The following is a 2,239-nucleotide window of genomic DNA, read 5'->3' as shown; positions in this document are numbered from 1 at the left end:
ACGCTTTTCGCGGAGGCGATAACTGTCGCTCCGGATGGTAATGACGTGGCTGTGGTGAAGCAGGCGATCGAGGATGGCCGTGGCCACGAGGGGATCCCCGAAGACCGAGCCCCATTCGCCGACGGCCCGGTTCGATGTCACCAGCATGGCGCCCCGCTCGTAGCGGCGGCTGACGAGCTGGAAGAACAGATGCGCTGCGTCGGGCTCGAAGGGCAGATAGCCCAGCTCGTCGACGATCAGGAGCTTGGGCTTGGCATAGTGCGTGAGCCTCGCCTCGAGCCGTCCTTCGCCATGGGCCTTGGCCAGTTGAGCGACGAGCGTCGTCGCCGGTGTGAACAGCACCGAGTAGCCGGTCACGATGGCTTCGCGCCCGATGGCGACGGCCAGATGGGTCTGCCGACGCCAGGCGGACCCAGGAGCAGAACCGCCTCGCCATTGGCGATGAAGCGCTCCGTCGCGATCTCCCGGGTCTGGGCTTTGTCGAGTGATGGCTGGGCGGCGAAGTCGAAGCCGGTGAGATCACGTACATAGGGGAAGCGCGCGAGCCCGAAGGACATCTCGATCCGGCGCTGGTCGCGCCGTGAGACCTCGCGCTCGCAGAACAGCGTCAGCGCTTCCCGGATCGTGAGCTCGCGGCGGCCGGCCTCGTCGATCAAGCTATCGAGCTGGTCGCGCAGCGCTGTCAGCTTCGTTCGATCCAGCAGCGGGGTGAGGTGATCGTGCTGATCCATCAGAAGCTGCCTCCGGCAACCGCTTCATACTCGGCGAGCGGACGCAACAGCGCCGCGGGCGGCGATGAGGATCGCGGCGGCAGGCTATGGACCGGGCGTTCCCGTGTTCCGACCAGGCCGGCCAGATGGGCATCGTCGACGGCGCGACCATGACGCCCCTTCAACTCGGCATGGACGGCCACCTCCCGGCCGCCATGATGAACGCGCACAATCGCGTTGCCGACCGTGACCCTCACCCGCTCCCCGATCAGCCGCCAGGGCACCGAATAGGCGTTGCCGTCGACGGCCACCGCGCAGTCGGCACCGACGCTGCGAACCAGGTCGCGATGCGTCGTGAACGGGGCCATGCCGTTCAGCGGCTTGAGCGCCCGGGCCTCGTCGCGCCGGAAGCGATCCCGCGGCGCTTCGCCGGTCGTGCCGTGAACGCGGATATCGGCGATGTCGCGGGTCCACGCTTCGAGATGGGCTTCCAGCGCGGCTCAGCTCCCGAAGCGTCGGCCGGCGATGGCGTTGCGCTTCGCCTTGAAGACCTGGCCGAAAGGCGAGTGGATGATGCGGTAGATCATCAGGACGCCGTCGAGGAAGATCGCCGCCACCAGCCAATAGAGCGCCCGGTCGTCGGCGAGGCTGACGAGGCCCAGGAACTTGCCGCGCGGCACCGCCTGGATGCCGTCCTCGCCGCCGGTGAAGCGCGGCGTCTGCAGCGAGAAGAAGTAGACCATCTGCGCCAGCGCCAGCGTGATATGGCGAAGTAGATGCCCTGGCGGCGGATGGCGAGCGCACCGAAGACGAGGCCGAGGACGGCGCCGACCGCGGTGCCGAACAGGATCGCGAGCTCCGGCGTCAGGCCCCAGTTCTTAGGTCAGGACCCATTGATATGAGCGTCGCGATCTGATTCAGGCTCCGCGAGGAGACCGGGATGAGCGACCTGTTTTGGCTAACGGATGAGCAGGTGGAGCGGCTGCGGCCGTTCTTTCCGAATAGCCACGGCAAGCCTCGAGTGGATGACCGGCGGGTGCTGAGCGGCATCGTGTTCGTCAACCGCAACGGGCTGCGCTGGCGCGATGCTCCTGGCGCGTACGGCCCGCACAAGACGCTGTACTACCGCTGGAAGCGCTGGGGTGAGGCAGGCGTGTTCACGCGCATCATGGAAGGTCTGGCTGCGGTGGGCGCCGAACCCAAAACGGTGATGATCGACGCGACCTACCTGAAGGCGCACCGCACGGCATCGCGCCTGCGGGTAAAAAGGGGGATCTCGGCCGCCTGATCGGACGCACGAAAGGCGGCATGAACACCAAGCTCCATGCCGTCGCCGACGCGAACGGTCGCCCCTTGAGCTTCTTCATGACCGCCGGTCAGGTCAGCGACTACACCGGTGCGGCCGCGCTGCTGGACGACCTGCCAAATGCGCAGTGGCTGCTCGGCGACCGCGGCGACGACGCCGACCGGTTCAGGGACGCTCTTCAGGCCAAGGGCATCCAGCCTTGCATCCGAGGCCGCAGGTCGCG

The 2,239-nt window shown here is 67.2% G+C and carries 1 protein-coding gene and 3 pseudogenes; 1 reads left to right on the top strand and 3 read right to left on the bottom strand.

Going from position 1 to position 2,239, the window contains the following annotated elements:
* The 3 genes and pseudogenes from istB to ACFPN9_RS28700 form a co-directional block, all read right to left on the bottom strand.
* Positions 1-731 (bottom strand): annotated as a pseudogene (gene istB, locus ACFPN9_RS28710) (IS21-like element helper ATPase IstB); the annotation flags it as partial.
* The gene (locus ACFPN9_RS28705) at positions 731-1,078 is read right to left on the bottom strand and encodes a Mu transposase domain-containing protein (RefSeq protein WP_067995671.1); all 348 of its coding nucleotides are present in this window, start codon (positions 1,076-1,078) and stop codon (positions 731-733) included. The pseudogene istB and the gene ACFPN9_RS28705, both read right to left, overlap by 1 nt.
* 162 nt (positions 1,079-1,240) lie before the next feature.
* Positions 1,241-1,590: pseudogene (locus tag ACFPN9_RS28700) on the bottom strand (branched-chain amino acid ABC transporter permease); the annotation flags it as partial.
* Positions 1,591-1,650: 60 nt separating this feature from the next.
* Between ACFPN9_RS28700 and ACFPN9_RS28695 the strand changes: the two are divergent.
* Positions 1,651-2,239 (top strand): annotated as a pseudogene (locus ACFPN9_RS28695) (IS5 family transposase); the annotation flags it as partial.

It is taken from the genome of Allobosea massiliensis (assembly GCF_042655245.1).
In the GTDB taxonomy this organism is placed as follows: Bacteria; Pseudomonadota; Alphaproteobacteria; order Rhizobiales; family Beijerinckiaceae; genus Allobosea; species Allobosea massiliensis.
Note: the sequence above shows the minus strand (reverse complement) of the source record. Positions and strands in the feature narration are given on the sequence as shown.

Bases quoted from the DNA above. Each gene is read 5' to 3' on its own strand.
- ACFPN9_RS28705 (WP_067995671.1), bottom strand. From the start codon at position 1,078: ATGGCCCCGTTCACGACGCATCGCGACCTGGTTCGCAGCGTCGGTGCC.